The sequence below is a fragment of the Marinobacter sp. AC-23 genome (genome assembly GCF_001858325.1).
GTDB lineage: Bacteria > Pseudomonadota > Gammaproteobacteria > Pseudomonadales > Oleiphilaceae > Marinobacter.
In genome coordinates, this window is record NZ_MBPP01000023.1 from 1 (window position 1) to 14,465 (window position 14,465).

General features: G+C 53.4%; 18 protein-coding genes. 5 read left to right on the top strand and 13 right to left on the bottom strand.

Annotated elements, in window-relative coordinates:
- Nucleotides 1–110 precede the first annotated feature (110 nt).
- Nucleotides 111–719, top strand: coding sequence for a LysE/ArgO family amino acid transporter (locus BCA33_RS08250; protein ID WP_071264900.1), 609 nt, complete (start codon nucleotides 111–113; stop codon nucleotides 717–719).
- A gap of 15 nt (nucleotides 720–734) precedes the next feature.
- Here BCA33_RS08250 and BCA33_RS08255 read toward each other — a convergent pair whose 3' ends face one another.
- On the bottom strand, nucleotides 735–1,235 hold the full coding sequence (locus BCA33_RS08255) for a C40 family peptidase (RefSeq protein WP_071264902.1): 501 nt from the start codon (nucleotides 1,233–1,235) through the stop codon (nucleotides 735–737).
- A gap of 93 nt (nucleotides 1,236–1,328) precedes the next feature.
- Between BCA33_RS08255 and arfB the strand changes: the two genes are divergently transcribed.
- Complete coding sequence (gene arfB, locus BCA33_RS08260) at nucleotides 1,329–1,742, top strand: alternative ribosome rescue aminoacyl-tRNA hydrolase ArfB (protein ID WP_071264906.1); 414 nt, start codon at nucleotides 1,329–1,331, stop codon at nucleotides 1,740–1,742.
- Here the strand turns inward: arfB and BCA33_RS08265 are convergent.
- The gene (locus BCA33_RS08265; RefSeq protein ID WP_368087225.1) at nucleotides 1,733–2,590 is read right to left on the bottom strand and encodes an alpha/beta hydrolase; all 858 of its coding nucleotides are present in this window, start codon (nucleotides 2,588–2,590) and stop codon (nucleotides 1,733–1,735) included. The genes arfB and BCA33_RS08265 overlap by 10 nt on opposite strands.
- Nucleotides 2,578–2,808: a hypothetical protein gene (locus tag BCA33_RS22705; protein WP_368087226.1), complete on the bottom strand. Its 231-nt coding sequence runs from the start codon at nucleotides 2,806–2,808 to the stop codon at nucleotides 2,578–2,580. Before BCA33_RS22705 ends, BCA33_RS08265 begins: the two co-directional genes overlap by 13 nt.
- A gap of 139 nt (nucleotides 2,809–2,947) precedes the next feature.
- Here BCA33_RS22705 and BCA33_RS08270 point away from each other — a divergent pair, with 139 nt between their 5' ends.
- Nucleotides 2,948–3,265 (top strand): DUF2007 domain-containing protein, encoded by a 318-nt coding sequence (locus BCA33_RS08270; protein ID WP_071264908.1) that lies wholly within the window; start codon nucleotides 2,948–2,950, stop codon nucleotides 3,263–3,265.
- A gap of 44 nt (nucleotides 3,266–3,309) precedes the next feature.
- A complete protein-coding gene (locus BCA33_RS08275) occupies nucleotides 3,310–3,999 on the top strand; it encodes an SDR family oxidoreductase (protein WP_071264910.1) in 690 nt (229 codons plus the stop codon).
- Nucleotides 4,000–4,026: 27 nt separating this feature from the next.
- Here BCA33_RS08275 and BCA33_RS21580 read toward each other — a convergent pair whose 3' ends face one another.
- From BCA33_RS21580 to BCA33_RS08295, 6 genes are all read right to left on the bottom strand, one after another.
- On the bottom strand, nucleotides 4,027–4,392 hold the full coding sequence (locus tag BCA33_RS21580; protein ID WP_254774271.1) for a hypothetical protein: 366 nt from the start codon (nucleotides 4,390–4,392) through the stop codon (nucleotides 4,027–4,029).
- A 17-nt stretch (nucleotides 4,393–4,409) separates the two neighbouring features.
- Nucleotides 4,410–4,763 (bottom strand): pseudouridine synthase, encoded by a 354-nt coding sequence (locus BCA33_RS21585; RefSeq protein WP_254774272.1) that lies wholly within the window; start codon nucleotides 4,761–4,763, stop codon nucleotides 4,410–4,412.
- Complete coding sequence (locus BCA33_RS21590; RefSeq protein WP_254774273.1) at nucleotides 4,748–4,963, bottom strand: S4 domain-containing protein; 216 nt, start codon at nucleotides 4,961–4,963, stop codon at nucleotides 4,748–4,750. The genes BCA33_RS21585 and BCA33_RS21590 overlap by 16 nt, the downstream gene beginning before the upstream one ends.
- A 134-nt stretch (nucleotides 4,964–5,097) precedes the next feature.
- Nucleotides 5,098–5,922: a DUF6160 family protein gene (locus BCA33_RS08285; protein WP_071264912.1), complete on the bottom strand. Its 825-nt coding sequence runs from the start codon at nucleotides 5,920–5,922 to the stop codon at nucleotides 5,098–5,100.
- A gap of 91 nt (nucleotides 5,923–6,013) precedes the next feature.
- The gene (locus BCA33_RS08290) at nucleotides 6,014–7,825 is read right to left on the bottom strand and encodes a choice-of-anchor D domain-containing protein (protein ID WP_071264914.1); all 1,812 of its coding nucleotides are present in this window, start codon (nucleotides 7,823–7,825) and stop codon (nucleotides 6,014–6,016) included.
- Between the two features lie 254 nt (nucleotides 7,826–8,079).
- Nucleotides 8,080–9,102 (bottom strand): AraC family transcriptional regulator, encoded by a 1,023-nt coding sequence (locus BCA33_RS08295; RefSeq protein ID WP_071264916.1) that lies wholly within the window; start codon nucleotides 9,100–9,102, stop codon nucleotides 8,080–8,082.
- A 212-nt stretch (nucleotides 9,103–9,314) separates the two neighbouring features.
- On the opposite strand from BCA33_RS08295, the gene BCA33_RS08300 reads away from it, so the two are divergent.
- Nucleotides 9,315–10,007 carry a class I SAM-dependent methyltransferase gene (locus tag BCA33_RS08300; protein WP_368087227.1) on the top strand — a complete coding sequence of 231 codons (693 nt, stop codon included), beginning with the start codon at nucleotides 9,315–9,317 and terminating at the stop codon, nucleotides 10,005–10,007.
- Nucleotides 10,008–10,045: 38 nt separating this feature from the next.
- Here the strand turns inward: BCA33_RS08300 and BCA33_RS08305 are convergent, their stop codons facing one another.
- The 4 genes from BCA33_RS08305 to BCA33_RS08320 all read right to left on the bottom strand — a co-directional run bounded on the left by BCA33_RS08305 (nucleotide 10,046) and on the right by BCA33_RS08320 (nucleotide 14,426).
- Complete coding sequence (locus BCA33_RS08305; RefSeq protein WP_071264918.1) at nucleotides 10,046–11,353, bottom strand: short-chain fatty acid transporter; 1,308 nt, start codon at nucleotides 11,351–11,353, stop codon at nucleotides 10,046–10,048.
- Nucleotides 11,354–11,500: 147 nt separating this feature from the next.
- Nucleotides 11,501–12,946 carry a phospholipase D-like domain-containing protein gene (locus BCA33_RS08310; RefSeq protein ID WP_071264920.1) on the bottom strand — a complete coding sequence of 482 codons (1,446 nt, stop codon included), beginning with the start codon at nucleotides 12,944–12,946 and terminating at the stop codon, nucleotides 11,501–11,503.
- 26 nt (nucleotides 12,947–12,972) lie between these two features.
- A complete protein-coding gene (locus BCA33_RS08315) occupies nucleotides 12,973–13,707 on the bottom strand; it encodes a glutamine amidotransferase (RefSeq protein ID WP_071264922.1) in 735 nt (244 codons plus the stop codon).
- The gene (locus tag BCA33_RS08320) at nucleotides 13,704–14,426 is read right to left on the bottom strand and encodes a YebC/PmpR family DNA-binding transcriptional regulator (protein WP_071264924.1); all 723 of its coding nucleotides are present in this window, start codon (nucleotides 14,424–14,426) and stop codon (nucleotides 13,704–13,706) included. The genes BCA33_RS08315 and BCA33_RS08320 overlap by 4 nt, the downstream gene beginning before the upstream one ends.
- Nucleotides 14,427–14,465: the final 39 nt, after the last annotated feature.

A 14,465-nucleotide genomic window follows, 5' to 3' on the forward strand; every position in this document is an offset into this window, starting at 1 on the left:
TCCAGTAATTTGTAATCAATCAGTAAGAACTGATACGCCATTATGGATATGAATTTCAAGTATATCGGTAAGCGGCTATTCTTGCGGCATCAAAAATGGAGTGAAAAACAGTGCTTGAAAGTTATCTGACGGGATTGATTGTCTGCGGCGGCATTATCGTGGCTATCGGGGCGCAGAATGCCTATATATTGAGCCAGGCGATTCGACGTGAGCACCACTGGTGGGCAGCGGGTTTTTGTATGGCTGCAGATATTACTCTTTTCACGCTTGGTATGTTCGGGGTCAGTGCCGCTCTGATGGCTATGCCTCAGGCGCTGGAAATATTGCGCTGGCTGGGGGTGGTTTTTCTCGGGTGGCTGGCTATTCAAGCATTTGTTCGGGCCAGCCGGGGCAGGGCTGCGCTTGAAACCGGTGAAGTGTCGCGCCGCAGCCTGAAAGGCGTTCTGTTCACCACGCTGGCGGTTACCTTGCTGAACCCTCAGGTGTATCTCGACACCTTGTTGTTGATTCCGGCGGTGGGCGCACAGCAGGAAAACGCAACAACCTTTGTGGCGGGCGCCAGCAGCGCGTCTGTTCTATGGTTTGGTTTGTTGGCCTGGAGTGGGTCGGCACTGGCACCTGTTCTGTCGCGCCCATTGGCATGGCGGATTATCGACGGCGTAATCGGTGTGATGATGGCGGCCATCGCTCTTCACCTGGCGCTTAATGGCAGCTTGTAGTGTTCGTAATAAGGGCTAGTCAAACCGCCGTGCGCTGGAGAATCGGTCTTTCCAGTAGTAGCCGTTAAGTTTTGACATGATAACGCCGGACGATGTGGACGCGTGGATAAAGCGGTTGTCGCCCATATAAATGCCTGCATGCTGGTCTTTACCCGCAATTCTGAAGAATACAATATCGCCGGGCTTAACGTCTTGCGGGTGCACCACATCGCCGTAACGCAGCATTTGCGATGTTGTACGTGGCAGCTGTTGCCCAAGGCCTTCGCGGTACGCGGTAGTAATAAAACCAGAGCAGTCGAACCCGCGAGCGGTGGTGCCACCGTATTGATAAGGTGTGCCTTGATAGCGTTCGAAGGCCTGCCATAGCTTTTCAGTCTTGGCGGAGCCGGGGGCGGCCTCAACAGGTGAGTATTGCTGGGACGCAGTGTTGGACTGCAAACTCTGATTGCTGGCGCAGCCACCCAGCACAAAAGACGAGCAAATAATAATGAAGGCGTACCTGAGAAACTGATCCATGCAAAATCCTGAGCCGTTGTTCATTGCACCCACTGTATTATCGAACTGCGAGGATGTCAGGTTACGGTTTGCAGGATTTGGTATCCTTGTACCATGCTGAAACTATCCAATGCTGTTGAAATTGCTGACTGGGAAATAGAAATTACCCAGATTCGGGCCCAGGGTAATGGTGGCCAGAACGTTAATAAAGTGGCCTCGGCCGTGCACCTGCGCTTCGATATTCAAAATTCCGCCCTGCCTCCGTTTTATAAGGAGCGACTTATGGCGCTGCAGGATCGGCGCATAAGTAAAGAAGGCGTTATCATTATAAAAGCCCAGTCATTTCGTACGCTGGAGTTGAATAAGGACGATGCGCTTGAACGCCTGAAGGAGTTGATCCTGGAGGCGGTCAAAGTACAAAAGGCGCGCCGCGCTACCCGGCCTTCAAAGTCCGCTCGGCGAAAAAGGGTGGATCACAAAACTCAGAAAGGAAAAACCAAAGCCCTGCGTGGCAAGGTTCAGGTTTGAGCCACTTCTGATTCGCGCTTGCGCGATTCGAGGTCGCGGATAAATAACTCTATATCTGCAAAAGCTTCTTCGGCCTCCGGCAGCATGGGCGTGAAAATCTGCCAGACGTGAACCATGCCTGGCCAAGTGTGCAGCTCCACCTGCGTGCCTTGGGCTTTTGCCTTGGCGGCGTATCGTCGGGCGTTATCCAGTAACATCTCGGAATCACTGGCCTGAATCAGTATTGGGGGCAGGTTAGCGAGGCTGCCCAGGAGCGGCGATGCGACAGGGCTGGTGGGAGAAATACGGAACGCCGCCAGTGTTGCCCACCAAATTACCGGCCGGGGAATTTTAGAAAGACTACCAAACATTGGTCCCAGCATAGGGTCCGTAGAGATATTGCTGCGGTTGCTGGGTGCTGAAAGCGTGAGGTCGGTTGAAGGTGAAAATGCCACGGCGCCGTCAGCCTGACGTAGACCACTTTCGCGCACCCAGGCCAGCAGACCAAGGGTATGGCTGCCACCGGCTGAATCCCCTGCCACCATAATAAACGCTGCCTCGCTTGCGCCGTCCGGACCGTTTTCTACCAGCCAGGTGTAGGCTTTGCGACAATCACGCACGCCGTCCATAAACCGGTGCTCCGGCATAAGGCGGTAGTCGACGGCAAAAACGGCAGCATTAGCAGCGCGGGACAGTCGGTCCGTAATGGATCGATGGCTACGCGGGCTGCCAGCCGCCCAGGCGCCACCGTGAATATAGAGAATCCGCCGCTGGGCATCTGTACCCGGTGCGATGACCCATTCGCCTTTTGGGCTGTTGCTCTGCCGGAATTCTGACGGCAGGTCCAGGCCGTCGCTCAGGCTGTCCATGTGCTTTCGCAACGCCAGTAGCCTCGCCTTTCCACGAGGCCTTTACCGGCCCTGCGCATTTCCTTTAATCGCTCCAGTACGTTTTGGTTCTCTGCACTGGGGCTTGCTTCTCTCACGGAATACTCTTCGCGATCCAGGTGTGACAAATCCTCCATGCGAAACACCAACAACGTCAGTGCAACAACAAGTAAAATTACGACAGCGATAATCCAGAACATGAGTTATCCGTATCTTGAAGATTGGCCCTGAAAGCAGGGGCGCACTATGCTTTGTGTACAAAGCATCGCAGATTTTTGCCATTTCTGCCCTTGAGGAGTCGTTCAGAGGCTCCTTTAATGTCACAAAAGGAGAAGGGCCTTGCAAATAGCATATCGGGCCAGGGACATTACCGAAGCGCATATTGTTGCCGGGTTACTAAAAGCCAACGGCATTGAAACTCACGTGGGTGGGCTTTACCTACAGGGTGCAATGGGTGAGATTGGTGCAGCAGGCTTCAGCAATGTGCACGTAGCGGATGAAGATCTATATGCGGCCCGACTGCTGATTAAAGAGTATGAGGCGAGCGGGCATACCAGCCCAGCAGAGGAGAACAGTGGTGATAAGCCTGATTCTTATGCGCGCTGGTTTTTGCTGGCTATGGCCGTACTGGCACTGATCTGGCTGAATCTTCGATAAACGCGAAGCTATGAAACCTAGTTGATAAACGGAGCGTAAAATTTATGGCAGATAATCCCGTTATGCTGATAACCGGTGCATCTTCAGGTATTGGTGCCGCAACGGCACGGGCGGCGGCCAAAGAAGGTTATCGCCTTGTTCTGGCAGCCCGCTCTGCGGACAAGCTGCAAGCCCTGAAAGCCGAACTCGGTGGTGACCGCGAAGTGCTGATCGTTGAATGTGATGTGCAGAAAGGTGATGACCAAAAAGCGATGGTTGAACAGGCTATGAAGGCCTTCGGGCGTATTGATTCTGTGTTTGCCAATGCTGGCCGGGGAGGAGAGCCGGGTGGCTTTAGCGAAGCCGATCCGGATGTGTGGAAAGATATGATCCTTACTAATATTTACGGAGTTGGCCTGACGATTCAACATTGCCTGCCGGCTCTTCGGGAAAGCAAAGGGCACTTGCTTCTCACAGGCTCTGCCGCAGGCAGGGTTACGATTCCCGGCTCGATGTACAGCGCGACCAAGTGGGCTGTGTCTGCGATTGGCTATGGCGTGCGGGAGGAGTTGCGTGGCTCCGGGGTGCGGGTAACCCTCATAGAGCCCGGCATGGTTGATACGCCGTTTTTTGATAAACCACCGGCTCACGCCCTGATGCCGGATGACATTGCTCGCGCGGTGATTTATGCGGTATCTCAGCCTTCCCATGTAGATGTAAACGAAATTCTGGTGCGGCCAACGCCTACGGAGTAGTCGTTGGCCTGGCATGCTCAGCGTTGCCTATCGTTTAACGCTGCGCTGCCTCGGCTTTCCGGCTTTGGGACGTTTTGATGGTTTGGGGTTTTTACCGGCCGCAGGCCTGACTCCAGGTGCGTTAGGCTTGGTTCCGGGAGCTTTAGGCCCAGCTCTGTGGCCAGGTTTAAACGGTCTCGGTGCTTGCTTTGGTTTGCTGGTCGGCTTCTTTTTTGCAGGCGCGGGCTTATCTGGTGTGCCATCGGAAGATGAATCGCGAATGGCATCGAACAGGCCTGCGAGCTCCTTTTCTGTAAGGTCACGCCACTGGCCCGCGGCCAGCCCCTTCAAATTAACATTCATAATACGAATGCGTTCAAGTCGGGTGACTTCAAACCCAAAATGCTCAGTCATTCGGCGAATCTGGCGGTTCAGCCTTGCACCAGTGTGATGCGAAATATAAATCGGCTCTCTTGTACTACTTTGCACTTCTTGGTCATGGTACCGAGAATGGGTACGCCTCCCGCCATGCCTTGAATAAAAGATTTGGTGATGGGTTTATCGACAGTTACTACGTATTCTTTTTCGTGATTATTGCCGGCTCTCAAGATTTTATTGACCAGGTCGCCGTTGCTGGTCATGAATATCAGCCCCTGTGAATCCTTGTCCAGGCGCCCGATCGGAAAAATGCGTGCACTGTGGCCAACAAACCGTTGAATGTTTTGCTTCTCAGCGTCATCGGTGGTGCTGACGATGCCCACTGGCTTGTTCAAGGCAATAAACACCAGATCTTCTTCTGCACGGGCTCAATCACTTGACCGTTTACCCTGACGGTATCTTTAGGTAAAACCTGATCGCCCACACTGGCCCGCTTTCCATTGATAAAGACATTACCCTGCTCAATGTAGCGATCCGCCTCCCGGCGTGAACACATACCGCTTTCGCTGATGTATTTATTAAGACGAGTGGAGTGATTGCTGGTCATCGGCTATCCGGTTGCGTATCAGAGTTTTGGCATGATACCAGCCAGATTTTCTTTCTGCGCCCTTGGGTGGCATAAAAAGCGGGGAGAGTATTCAGATAGGAGAGGCCTCCGGACCACCGGAGGCCTATTTAGCCCTAGTGGCCGTAGATGCGCATGGCTGTGTTCTGAACAGAGAGGTTGTCCAGAGCAACTGAGCCAATAGAGGTGCCGCCTACGAGCACTTGCCCGATAGACATATCAGCCTCAAAGGTTTTCAGATCAATTGCCAGTGCGGAATCACCATTGCCCCTGGCGCCATGGTAAATATCCATGTCTACTTTGGCTCCAAGCTTTGTGATTATCGGGTTGTTTGGATCGAAGTCAGCGCCTGTGACGCGCATGTCACGAATGCCCAGAGCCAGGAAATCTATGTCAACATCGAGATCGTCGATGGCAAACAAGGTTTGCACGTTCATTTCATCCGTCGCAGTGTCCACGCGGATCTTCAGCTCTGTAACGACGCCGTCCATAGAAAAGTTATTGGCCAGTACAGTGGAGTCCGTATGCCCTTGCAATGACCATTCACCGGTTCTCACAGCAAAGTCGATGGGCGCTGCAACCAGTGGGAATACGTTGATCAACGCATCGCCGTCATCGGCGATATCGATTTCAACTTTGATGTTGTCAATCAGGTCGCTTGATTCGGCGAACAGAAAGTTCCGGATTGTCGGGTCGGTAAATTCAGCAAACATGTCGGTGCGATTGGCGCCGCCAATGAAAATATCTTTCACGGACAGTGAGCCTTCATCTGTGTAAAGAAATTCACCGATATTAACTTGGGTCTCCAGCTCAATGGTGACACCGGCCTGGCCGGTAATATTTCCCATATGGCTGTCTTCGAGTGGTTTAAGCTCTGCGCTTGCCGCGAACGACAGGCTTGAAATTGCCAGCACCAGTACCGATTTCTTCAGGCTTTTCATAATAATTCCTTTTTTGCTTTTGTTATGTAGGCCAGCCGGGTGTTATGCCGGCTGGCCTGGATGGGGCCCTATTTAATGAGCCTTCTTTTCCCTACAGCTCCGGAGTCAACGTCAGGTCGATGGTGTTACCGGAACCAGTCAGGAACTGGTTAAGAACGCTTGTCAGAAGACCACAGTGCTCAAGAGGTGGCAGGTCGTACACGCCGCTCACGTCACCGCCAGTGGAAGGCGAGAAGTTAGAGCCTTCGTTGGATGTCAAAGTGATATCCACAGGCTGGATTGACTGGCACTGGTCGCCGCCGCCAACACGGATGGGGATACCGAACAGCTTGAGCTGAACTTTAGGTACCTTGATGAACAGGTGAGAGTTGGCAGTTAACTTGCCGTTAACCAGGCTGCCGGTGGTGATTTCAGACTGCTCGAACTCAACATTGGCGGTCGCTTTCAGGCGGCTGAACAGCAGTTTGATCGAGAAGTGGCCAACAGTAGGCTCAACGTTCAGATCTGCTTCAAAGGTGCCGCTCGCCAACTCCAGAAGTGTAGCGATGCTGCCGGTCAATGGCAGAGTGCTGTCTGAGGACTTGATGTAGGTAGAACCTGTCAGGCCCAGCAGCAGCTCGATCTCATTGCTTGTTGCTTCAAAGCCTTCTGCACTTACCGGTACGGAGACTTCAGCGTTCTCAGGGTCGTCAGAAGAGATCAGCAGCTGTGCGTTGCGCATGCCTGCAGCGGCGGCTGTGAAGCTGATTTCAACCGCGCAAGTTTGCTCCGGTGCAACCGTGGTGCAGTTATTGGTTTGCAGGAACTCGCTTGCATCAGGGCCAGCAACGTTGATGCTGTTGATCAGCAGGGTTTCGTTGCCGTTGTTGGAGATGGTGACCTGAGCAGAGTTGCTCTGGCCCAGCTGAACTCGGCCCAGATCCACAGAAGCAGGTGTGACCGCAATCTCGGGAATCGGCGCAAGAACACTGCGGCCATTCAGGGCAACATCAACAGAGCTGTTGTCGGCATCGGTTGAGTTGATGGTCAGCGTTGCACTCTGTGTGCCTTCGCCATCCGGAATGTAGGTAACGTTTACGTCACAGCTTTCACCGGCTGCAATAGTGCTACAGCTGTTGTTTTGCATAAATGCACTGGCGTTTGCGCCAGCAATCGAAATACCGTTGATGCCCAATGCGGCATTGCCTGTATTGCTCAGGGTGACGGTTTCCTCTTTGGTCGTGCCAGCTTGCACGTTACCAAAGGCTACTTCGTCACGGTTTACCGCAATGCGTGGGGTTTCGACAACGTCGCCTTCCACCGTAACGGTCTGCAGCAAATTATCCTGACCCGCAAGCAGGGTACAGTTTGTTGTAATTTCGCCAATAGGCGCTGGCGCAATGTCACCGTTGGCGGTCCGAGCAACCAGGTTCAGTGTCAGGCCGCCAACGCGAATTTCTGCATTGCCAATATCCTGATCCGTAAACGTGAATTCTGGTGCCTGGCCGTTGGCCGGAACAGTGAATGCACCCGACTCTGCCGGAATAGGGCTTTGGGGAATGGTAAGCGTAACTGTCTGCTCGACTGTGCGACTGGCAGTGATGATCTGGTTGGTGTTTATCGCTGAGCCTTCAACGGTTTCTGATCCAACCAACTTAAGGCCAGTGCGTGAGTCTTCGTTTACTAACGTCATCGCTGATACAGCGAACGCGGGTAGCGGAGTACCAACAGTTGCGTTTGTTGGGATGTCTGCGCTGATTTCGGCACTGATAGGCTGATCGCCGATCAATGGGAATGGGCAGGTGAACTGTAGATTAGTGGAGACCGGGCTGGCGAGGGCGCTTCCGGCGCCGGACATTAATGCCGCAGCAGCCAAAGCGGGCGCCAGTATGCGTCCACGGGGGTTGGTATTCCTGAGTTTCATGAGTTCGTCCTCTGTAAAGCATCATTGTTATAGGAGGGCGCGCAGACAACACCGACAATGACTGCTTAATCGGACTTGCAAAGACCCCTTGCCACGCGCTTAAGCGCATGTGTGCAGAGCCATTAGGCTCTGAAGGCCGCAATGGGTCATTGCTGTTCTCGGCATGGTTTTTGTCCAAAGCGGCGATAATGTGCAGAGAATGTTGAAACCGTGACCGGCTTCAAATTGCCTGGCAATCCAATTCCAAGAGACGGTTATCGGGGTTTTTGCGACTGCCTGCGGACATCGCCAGGTGTCTTGCCAGTCCAGGCACGGTAGGCTTTGGTAAAGCTTGCCTGGTCGCTGAAACCAAGCTTTTCGGCAATGGATTCCAATGGAACATTGGTATCGATCAGGTAGAGGGAGGCAAAGTTTTCACGAATTTCGTTTCTTACTTCACGAAACGACGTGCCTTCGCTGGCAAGGTGCTGACGCAGTGTGCGGGTGCTTATATCAAGCCGCCTTGCAATGTTGCTGGTAGTGCACGGCCTGCCAGGTTGGCTCATGATCATTTCCCGGACCTGCATTAACGTTTTGTCGGCTAATCCAGTATTTTCTCCTGCGCTTTGTCGGTTGCGGGCGAGCAAGAATTTTAAGCTGGCGTTGTCTTTTTGGCTGGGCTGTTCTTTTAGCGCCATGGTTATTTGATTATGGGGGGCATCAAAGTGAAATTCGCAATCCGGGGCCAGTGACTGCCAAGAACTGGCGTCGCGTTTTGCAGAGAAGGTAAACTGGATATCGAAGTGGCCGCATACCTCTGCAGACACTCGGTGAATACTGCCCATATACATTTTAGTAACGCACGGGTTCAGTTCGCCAAGCCCCCAAGTATCGAGAAGGCGGATATGGAATGTCGATCCGGTTGAATCCAGTTCCATGTCCATCAAAGGAAGGCCAACACGGAGGTATTGGACAATCATACTGATGAGCTGCCTGGGGTTGTCCTGGCCGAGCACCGCAAAGCCCAACAAGCCATGGCTGGGTAAGTCCAGCTGTTGCCCGAATTGAAAAGCTGCTCGCTCGTCGTTCATTAGCCAATCGGCTTTTTTAAGCACAGAGGTTATCTGCTGCATGCAAAAACTTGCATCCGGATCCTCCAACAGGGCTTCGGTGATGTCGGTATCGTTCAGAAGGGCTGCCCGTTTTACGCCTCTGCGCTCCATGAATTCAATAAAACGGCGCGCGTAGCGTGCTGAGATGAGGGGCACCTCAAGCGCCATGCGATTCGAAATAGCCATATTCCTGTCCCTGGGGTGAGCTTAGCCCGTAGCATTTTTATGATTTACAATTATTGTTGTTGGTGAAAATCCGTTACTGCAGGCTTTCCTTAATGGGTAGTATAGACACGTCGGATAGGCGTTATTTTGGTGGCCCGTCACGAAATGGCCGCCATGGCCGGATATGACATATGAAACATTTGTCAGGATGAGCTTGTGTCGCAGGAGAGCGCTTGCAGAAATCAGAGGTAGTACTAGGCAAAGCGTCAGACGTTAACGTTTGCGAAGGTGCAACTTGCACCGTTTGCGAACCGGGTGTGCTGACTCACTTTCGCGCAGTGAAGGGGCAGAATTACCTGCGCTGTTCGCACTGCGAAGCAACCATTATGGCGCAGGCAAGCTGGCTTGATCCGGATGAAGAGCAAGCGGTTTACAGGCTTCATGACAATGATCCGAACGATCCGGGTTACCGGGCTTTTCTTGAAAAGCTTACTTTGCCAATGCTTGACCGAATTAAGCCAGGTGCGTTGGGGTTGGATTTCGGCTGTGGGCCAGGGCCTGCGCTGGCAGCGATGCTGAGAGAGGCGGGAATGGAGATGGCTCTTTATGATCCATTTTTTTATCCATCGCAATCAACCCTGAGCCATCCTTACGATTTCATTACCTGCACGGAGGTGGTGGAGCATTTGCATCAGCCGGCAAAGGTGTTCAATCAGCTGGATGCTTTGTTAAAGCCAGGTGGGTGGCTTGGCATAATGACGTGTTTTCAGACCTGTGATGAACGATTCGACAACTGGCATTACCGGCGGGATCCCACGCACGTGGTTTTCTATCGCGAGGCGACACTGGGGCTTATTGCTAAACGCTTGGGGTGGGTTATGGCCGTGCCATGTAAGAATGTGGCAATTTTCCATAAGCCTTTATGAAAACCGGGGGCAACCTGCCCCCGGCTGTTTGCGACCCCTTACAACCAGGTAAGTCCCACGCTGATAATCACGCCGGTGATTATCAGGAGCATGAGGCAGTACCCCATAATGTCCTTGGCTTTAAGCCCCGCAATTGCCAGTACCGGCAATGCCCAGAAGGGTTGCAGAAGGTTAGTCCACGCGTCGCCCCAGGCCACGCCCATGGCTACTCGTGGAATGCTTGCGCCAAGCTCCTGCGCCGCTGGCAGCATGACCGGTGCCTGTACGGCCCACTGACCACCACCGGAGGGTACAAAGATATTCACCAGCCCGGCACTGATGAAACTCCAGAAGGGTAGGCTTTGTGCAGTTGCCATAGAGGCAAAGCCTGTGGAAATGCTGGCTGCAAGGCCAGAGGCGGTCATTACCCCCATGATTCCGGCATAGAAAGGGAACTGAATAACTATGCCTGAACCACCCTTAACCGCTTCATGCAGGCTGTCGAGCAACCTTTTGGGTGTTTGGTGCAGAATGATTGCCAGGAACAGAAACATAAAGTTAACGATGTTCAGGTTCAGGCCGCCACCGTTCATGAAATACTGGAAAATAAAAGCCAGGCCACTGAAGCCAACCAGCCAGGCTAATATCCTGCTGTTTTCGAGATGATCTGCAGGGCGCTGTATGGAAACACTGGTGTCAGGCTCGTCATCAAGTATGGCCGGGTCTACATAGGTGCTGTCTTCCTCTTTGGGTAGCATCATGCGGTTGACCAGAGGCACAACAATAAACAATGCCACAATAATTGCGAGATTGAAGAAGGCAAAAATGGTTTCACCTGTACCTATAACGCCAATCATGTCGGCGGTAAAGTGCCCTTCGGTGGCGATGACCAGTGGGATGGAGCCGGCGAGACCACCGTGCCATACGATAAAGCCAGAGTAGGCGCTGGCTATAAGCAGTGGATAGTGGACCCTGACTTGCCGGGCAAGGGCCTTGGCAAAGAGTGCGCCTACCACCAGGCCAAATCCCCAGTTGATCCAGCTCGCAATAAGCGCTACGAAGGTAACCAATACAATGGCCTGTCCGGGGGTGCGGGCTATCGATGCAATCCGGTTTAGTATTCCCCGGACGAACGGCGTGCTGGCAAGCATAAACCCGGTAACCAGAACCAGCAGCATTTGCATGGAGAAGGTGAGGAGGCTCCAGAAACCATTACCCCACATCTCGATCACTGCCATTGGACCGTGGCCTTCAAACACCATGGCGGCGATGAATGCAACGAGGGACAAAATCAGAACGAAAATATAGGGATCTGGTAGATATTTATCGACCAGGCTGACCATTGGCCGAGCAGCTTTATCGAGCATTGCGTGTCTCCTTATTTTTGTTGCATTTAGTTTATGCCAGCTTAGGTGGTTGAGAGCTAAAAGCCAAACTGAATGGAATAAGCAAAAAGTATAAGAAGACTTTTGGTAGATAAGATGCTTGCGGCCAAAACCACGTGATGGGCTGGCTCAGAAGGTCGAAAACCCGGTGGCTTCCATCACGCGGTAGCGCCAGTAACGCAGCATTGAATTATCGGCCCAGTGTTCATAGGGCAGGCTCAAAACAGGATCGCTTTCGGGGCCGGACTGCCACTGCTGATCAAAGAAGCTGACAGCTTTAGTAGCTAGCGTAGATTTTGGCGGTATGGAAATCCACACGTCGGTTTCAAGGTTCAGGTCGTCCAGGTTGCGCCGCGTGAAGTTTGCGGAGCCCAGCAGAAGCTCGGTATGGCCTGCCAATGGGCGCAATATCAATGATTTGCTGTGGCACTGCTCGCCAGAGGTGTTGCACCAGCGAACAGGAATGCCAGCTTTGTGCAGTTCTAGCGCGACTTGTCGGTTGGGTATGCCACTTTTTTGATGGCCGAACGCTTCGTTGTTGGCGTCGAGAAGTACGCGTATGTTCGCGCCACGTTCATGGGCGTTGAGCAGGGAGGCAACAATCTCCCGGTGCGAGAGATAGAAAAACGCAAGGTCCAGCCGACTTCCACTCTGCGCGCTGGTGATCATCTGAAGCGCGGAATCCAAAATGGCGGATTCTGTTTTTACCGCAATCTGGCCAACTGCCTGTGGGTCTGCTGGCGTGGGGGATTTTGCCCCACTGATTAGGTTGTTCAGCGCAGGGCTGGGCTGGTCGGACATGTTCAGAACCGCTTGCTCGCTTTTCAGAACATCAAAGACCGCAGGGCCAGTGAAGCTGACAGCGGTATTGCTGTGTCGGCTGCTGCCATCGTGTGGGTTGGCGGAGGTTACGAGAGCACGTAGTTTGCCTGCGTCATCCACTACCACAACTTTACGATGGTTTGCCTTGAAGTTGGGTAGTGCAAGGTAGCTGCGAATGGTGACAGGTTGCGTTCCTAGAGCGTTCGGCAGCCAGCCACCTTCGGCTCTGTTGCCGAGCCACTGGCAACAGAGCCGCCAAATTGCCGACCACGCAGGGTTGCTGTCGCGAAGTGGCTGCAGGTTGGTTTCAGTGACTGAAATGTCCGCTTGGCGCAGCGCCTGAAACCAAGGTGACACCGAGCCACCGTAAAGCGTGTTCAGCGGGTCAGAAATAACAATAATGTTCAGTTCTGGTCGCTCGGCCTTCCGGTCAATCAATGCCTGGGTAAGTTGTTCTGAGAGGTGTCGGTGTTCCACGCCTTCTGGGCTGCTGCTGTTGAAGAGGAACATATCGACCAGAATGAAGGACTCGGCTTGACCGATAAGACGCAGTATTTCGTCAAAAATTTTCTGGTTGCGGGTTTCGGAGCCATCGTTGTGATGATACGTCGCGTCCGTCAACAGTACTGCGTCACTCAGGGGGTGTGGTTCGCCATTGTGGCTGATCCCGGGAGGCAGAGGTTTGTATGTGTGATACAAGCCCACGCCGATGAGCACCAGAACAATGAGTGCGAGCAATATCTTCCGTGACATAAGGATCCAGTGTTTACGATGCGGTTTCAGTCAGTCTTATTCTCAGCGACCAGAGCGGAAAAGCGCTCAAGCAACCCCGATGCTTCAGGCGCGTCGGTAACCGAGTCGATCATGGTTTGTGCGTTAAACCCTTCAAGCTCTAAATCCGGCGCTTGCACACCTAAGTAGGCTCTCATGACAGCGCTGGAAAATTCCGGGTGGAATTGCACGCCCCAAGCGCATTTACCAACTCGAAATGCCTGATGTGGCTCAAACTCGTTGCGGCCAAGTAAAACAGCGCCCGGTGGCAGGCTTAGTACCGACTGCTTATGGGTGAGCTGTGCGCTAAAGATATCTGGCATACCGCAAAACAGCGGATCATCCTGGGCACTTGTGAGCAGTTCTACGCTTCGGGTGCCGCTCTCGCGCCCCTCAGAGTGATAGCCTACTTCGCCGCCCAGAGCGTGTGCCAGGAGCTGGTGGCCATAACACACGCCGAGCACCGGAATAGCCAGGTGCACCGCCTGCGCCAGCCATGTTGCAGCGTTCTCGCTCCACGGCTCCCGGTCGCTGACCATGGCGGGCGAGCCGGTTACCACAATGCCGTCCCAGTCTGTGGGATCTCCGGGTAACTCTCCGGCTTCTGTATTGAGCACGGTAATGTCGAGCCCAGGCGACAGCCCGCGCACGAACCATTCGTCAAAATCACCGAATTGTTCTTTGATGCTCGGGTAGGTGCTGCCCGTTTTAAGTATCACCACGCATGGCTTGGCTTGTCTCACTGCTCTGGCAGCTCCGCGTTATGGAAGATGTTCTGCACGTCGTCCAGCTCGTTCAGCATGTCGAGAAACTTCTCGAACAGGGGGACGTCATCGCCCTCCACAGATGTGGTGGTTTTCGGCAGGAACTGGATATCGTCTACGTCGAAGTCAATATCGGCGAAGGCATCGATCAGTGCCTGGCGGGCTTTGGCGTATTCGGTGTTAGGTGTGAAGACTGTGATTTGGCCGTCTTCGCTTTCGATATCCGTAACGTCGACATCTGCTTCCATTAGCGCTTCAAGTGCGGCTTCTTCTTCACCTTTGAACACAAAAATCGCGCTGTGGTCAAACATGTGGGCTACCGTGCCCGGAGTGCCGATCTTGGCTTTGGTCTTGGTGAAGGCCAGGCGAACGTCGCCGAAGGTGCGGTTGGGGTTATCGGTCAGGCAGTCTACGATCACCATGCAGTTGCCGGGGCCGTAGCCTTCGTAGCGGGCTGGCGAGTAGTCTTCGCCGGCACCGCCTCGGGCCTTGTCGATGGCTTTTTCGATAACGTGAGTAGGCACCTGATCTTTCTTGGCACGATCAATAAGGCCGCGCAGTGACAGGTTGCCATCCGGGTCTGTGCCGCCGGACTTGGCACTCATATAGATCTCGCGCCCGTACTTGCTGTAGACCTTGGTTTTGGCCTCTGCGGTTTTGGCCATGGATTGTTTGCGGTTCTGGTAGGCTCTGCCCATTTTTGCGCTGCCTTATACTTGCTGGTGAAAGGGCTGGAT

What these genes read in the sequence shown, in the direction of transcription:
- BCA33_RS08265 (WP_368087225.1), bottom strand. Translation starts at nt 2,590, where the DNA reads ATGGACAGCCTGAGCGACGGCCTGGACCTGCCGTCAGAATTCCGGCAG.
- BCA33_RS22705 (WP_368087226.1), bottom strand. Translation starts at nt 2,808, where the DNA reads ATGTTCTGGATTATCGCTGTCGTAATTTTACTTGTTGTTGCACTGACG.
- BCA33_RS08295 (WP_071264916.1), bottom strand. Translation starts at nt 9,102, where the DNA reads ATGGCTATTTCGAATCGCATGGCGCTTGAGGTGCCCCTCATCTCAGCA.
- BCA33_RS21580 (WP_254774271.1), bottom strand. Translation starts at nt 4,392, where the DNA reads ATGACTGAGCATTTTGGGTTTGAAGTCACCCGACTTGAACGCATTCGT.
- BCA33_RS21590 (WP_254774273.1), bottom strand. Translation starts at nt 4,963, where the DNA reads ATGACCAGCAATCACTCCACTCGTCTTAATAAATACATCAGCGAAAGC.
- BCA33_RS08305 (WP_071264918.1), bottom strand. Translation starts at nt 11,353, where the DNA reads ATGCTCGATAAAGCTGCTCGGCCAATGGTCAGCCTGGTCGATAAATAT.
- BCA33_RS08255 (WP_071264902.1), bottom strand. Translation starts at nt 1,235, where the DNA reads ATGGATCAGTTTCTCAGGTACGCCTTCATTATTATTTGCTCGTCTTTT.
- BCA33_RS08275 (WP_071264910.1), top strand. Translation starts at nt 3,310, where the DNA reads ATGGCAGATAATCCCGTTATGCTGATAACCGGTGCATCTTCAGGTATT.
- BCA33_RS08285 (WP_071264912.1), bottom strand. Translation starts at nt 5,922, where the DNA reads ATGAAAAGCCTGAAGAAATCGGTACTGGTGCTGGCAATTTCAAGCCTG.
- BCA33_RS08310 (WP_071264920.1), bottom strand. Translation starts at nt 12,946, where the DNA reads ATGTCACGGAAGATATTGCTCGCACTCATTGTTCTGGTGCTCATCGGC.
- BCA33_RS08320 (WP_071264924.1), bottom strand. Translation starts at nt 14,426, where the DNA reads ATGGGCAGAGCCTACCAGAACCGCAAACAATCCATGGCCAAAACCGCA.
- BCA33_RS08290 (WP_071264914.1), bottom strand. Translation starts at nt 7,825, where the DNA reads ATGAAACTCAGGAATACCAACCCCCGTGGACGCATACTGGCGCCCGCT.
- arfB (WP_071264906.1), top strand. Translation starts at nt 1,329, where the DNA reads ATGCTGAAACTATCCAATGCTGTTGAAATTGCTGACTGGGAAATAGAA.